This is a genomic window from uncultured Campylobacter sp., from assembly GCF_938018145.1.
Taxonomy (GTDB): Bacteria; Campylobacterota; Campylobacteria; order Campylobacterales; family Campylobacteraceae; genus Campylobacter_A.
The window spans coordinates 1-2,663 of sequence record NZ_CALIII010000210.1; the positions used below are offsets into that span (position 1 = coordinate 1).

Below are 2,663 nucleotides of genomic sequence, written 5' to 3' on the forward strand. Positions count from 1 at the left end.
GAGGCTTGAGTTCCGGTAGTACCTTTACATCCGAGAAGTTTAATATTATCTATTATATAATTCAAATCTTCGTAATCAAGTAGGAGTTCATTTAACCAAAGCACTGCTCTTTTTCCTACAGTAGTAGGTTGAGCCGGCTGAAAATGAGTAAATGCCAATGTTGGAAGATCCTTATATTCCAAAGCGAACTTACTGAGTTTTTCCATAACATTTACAAGTTTTACTCTTACAAGCTCAAGAGCCTCCCTCATAAGTATCAGATCCGTATTGTCTCCTACATAGCAGCTTGTAGCTCCCAGGTGTATAATTTTCTTAGCCTTAGGACATTGCAAACCGTAAGCATACACATGACTCATTACATCATGTCTTACTATCTTTTCTCTTTCTTTGGCTTCTTCATAGTTTATGTCCTCCTTAAAAGCCTCAAGCTCTGCAATCTGTTCATCACTTATATCAAGTCCGAGCTTTTTTTCAGACTTTGCAAGAGCTATCCAAAGTCTTCTCCATGTCTTAAATTTTTTCTCAGCAGAAAAAATATATTGCATCTTGCTGCCGGCATATCTTTCCGATAAGGGGCTTATATACTTATCATACATATATTATACATCCTTTCATCAAGTGCTGTTATAAATCATTGGGTAAATTTCGTTATTTTTAAAATCTTAGTAAAAGCTTCATCGAGATGATTTAGATTTTAAAAATGACGCATAGAAATCAAATAGTCCGCTGCGATAAGGCAACTCAACAACCCCAATCCGCCCGCAACGACAAAAGCAAATTTTATAAGTTTGCCGCATTTTGTATTTTACCACAAACATCCAAAGCAAAATCGCAAACGCCATTTTGACGTAAAACAAACACCGTAGCAAGGGTGCAAAAGTCAAATTTGACTTTAAAAAGACGCCCCCCGTCGACAAAATATCAAATTTACCCCCACCTAAATCCCCCATAAGGCGCATCTTCGCAGATACATTTCTTGATCTGATTTGCCTCGCGGCGGATCACCTGCCGCCACGTGAGATCGCGCCCACCCAACGAAACCGTTTCGCCAAGTCTGCCGATCATTTTTAGCTCGATCTTTTGCACGGCATCGTTGCTAAATTTTATCCGCCCGGCGTCGGTTTGAAAGTCCTTTGCGGTAATCTCCTTTTTATTTAGCATGCTAAAAATCAGCGTATCGCCCAAAATCGGCTTAAAAATCTCCGCGAGATCGAGGTGTAGGCTCAGAGCGCGGTAGTTTGGCTCGTGCAAAAAGCCGATGCGCGGATCAAGCTCGGTTTTGTAAATTTCGCTGAGGCAGACGTTATAAATGCGCGTATTTACGTAGCTTATGAAGCTGTTGATTTTATCGGCGGGCGGGCGCTTGGAGCGGACGGTAAATTTAAAGCTTTTTTGATCCGCGATTATCTCATTCCACTTTTCGTAGTAGAGCTTTTGAAACGCCCCTTCCACCGCCATTATCGCAGGCACGTCCACAGCGGCGTTTAGCGCCTCTATATGGGGCGAGACGTCAAATTTCACGCCGTGTCTTTTGCAGTTTGCCGCGTCGTTTAGGATGTGCGCGCGAGTGATCTCGCGGGCGATGTAGGCGCGCTTAAGCGGATCGTCAAAGGCGCGAACCTGATTTAGCAGCACGAAGCCGCTTTTATTGACCGAGTTTGAGGTATTTGGATAAAAATTACCGCGAAAGCTCTGATATGGGCTAAAAACGTGCAAAAGGACGTTATTATCGGCCAAAAACGCCATAGTGTAGGTATCGATCTGCACTTTTGCCAGCACGTAAATTTCATCGATCGCGTTTATCGGCAAAATTTTACTAGCGACGACCGCGCCCGCATCGTCAAATTTATCAAAATAGATATTGTTATCTTGCCTGCGAAGCCTGCCTGCGCTTAAAATAAAATGCGTCCTGTCGCTTTTTTGCATCTTTTTTCCTTAAATTTAGCCGGGATTTCAAGCGCCGTCAAATTCGGCAAATTTACGCGAGCAAATTTAACTAAACAGCGCGCCGCTTTTATCCTGTCCGATTACGATACGCTTGGAATACTTCAGCGAATTAAACGTGTAAATCACGATAGAATCAAGCTGCGGGGCGCACTCTTTTTGCAGCATTGCGGTTAGTTTTTTAAAATCGCTCTCGCGAATCTCGCCTTCAAAAACGGAAAACTGCACGCGCGGCAAAAACTTCTCGACCGCCTTTCTGATGCGGTTTGCGTTGTTTTTCTCTTTTTGCTCGGCGCTGGCGATGTCGTAAAATAAAATCACGTACATTTTAATCTAACTCACGCAATATCCGCTATAAGCGCAGTTTGCACAAAATTTGCCCTGCGTAAATTTCGGCGGTCGCTCTAGGTTCGCAAGCGCCGTTATCTCGCTTAAAATTTGCTCTATTAGAGCGAAATTTTCGCTACTATCATCCACCAAAATCACCTTTTTACCGCTGATTAGTTTGCCTTTTACCTCTTTTAAATTTAAGCCCGTTTTTAAAAGATAGACGTAAAAAAGTAGCTGCATCTTGCCCGCAAGCTCGTTTTTTAGGCTCTTTTTGTATTCGGTGATGAGATAATGTCCGCGCTGCTTGGAAAGTCTGTCAAATTTCAAATTTGAAAATGCAAACTCCTGCAAATCGCGGTCTTTGATGTCCGCCAGCGCCTTGCCCATCA

Annotated in this window: 4 protein-coding genes; all 4 read right to left on the reverse strand. The window is 42.9% G+C overall.

The window, feature by feature from the left end:
* The coding region (locus Q0338_RS04725; protein ID WP_298085750.1) for a lyase family protein at window positions 1–596 on the reverse strand (596 nt) is incomplete at its 3' end.
* 331 nt (window positions 597–927) lie between these two features.
* The gene (gene cas1, locus Q0338_RS04730; protein ID WP_298085751.1) at window positions 928–1,926 is read right to left on the reverse strand and encodes a CRISPR-associated endonuclease Cas1; all 999 of its coding nucleotides are present in this window, start codon (window positions 1,924–1,926) and stop codon (window positions 928–930) included.
* Between the two features lie 66 nt (window positions 1,927–1,992).
* Window positions 1,993–2,271: a CRISPR-associated endonuclease Cas2 gene (gene cas2 / locus Q0338_RS04735; protein ID WP_298085752.1), complete on the reverse strand. Its 279-nt coding sequence runs from the start codon at window positions 2,269–2,271 to the stop codon at window positions 1,993–1,995.
* 6 nt (window positions 2,272–2,277) lie between these two features.
* A partial coding sequence (locus Q0338_RS04740) for a Dna2/Cas4 domain-containing protein (RefSeq protein ID WP_298085753.1) occupies window positions 2,278–2,663 on the reverse strand: 386 nt, incomplete at its 5' end.

Bases quoted from the DNA above. Each gene is read 5' to 3' on its own strand.
- cas1 (WP_298085751.1), bottom strand. From the start codon at position 1,926: ATGCAAAAAAGCGACAGGACGCATTTTATTTTAAGCGCAGGCAGGCTT.
- cas2 (WP_298085752.1), bottom strand. From the start codon at position 2,271: ATGTACGTGATTTTATTTTACGACATCGCCAGCGCCGAGCAAAAAGAG.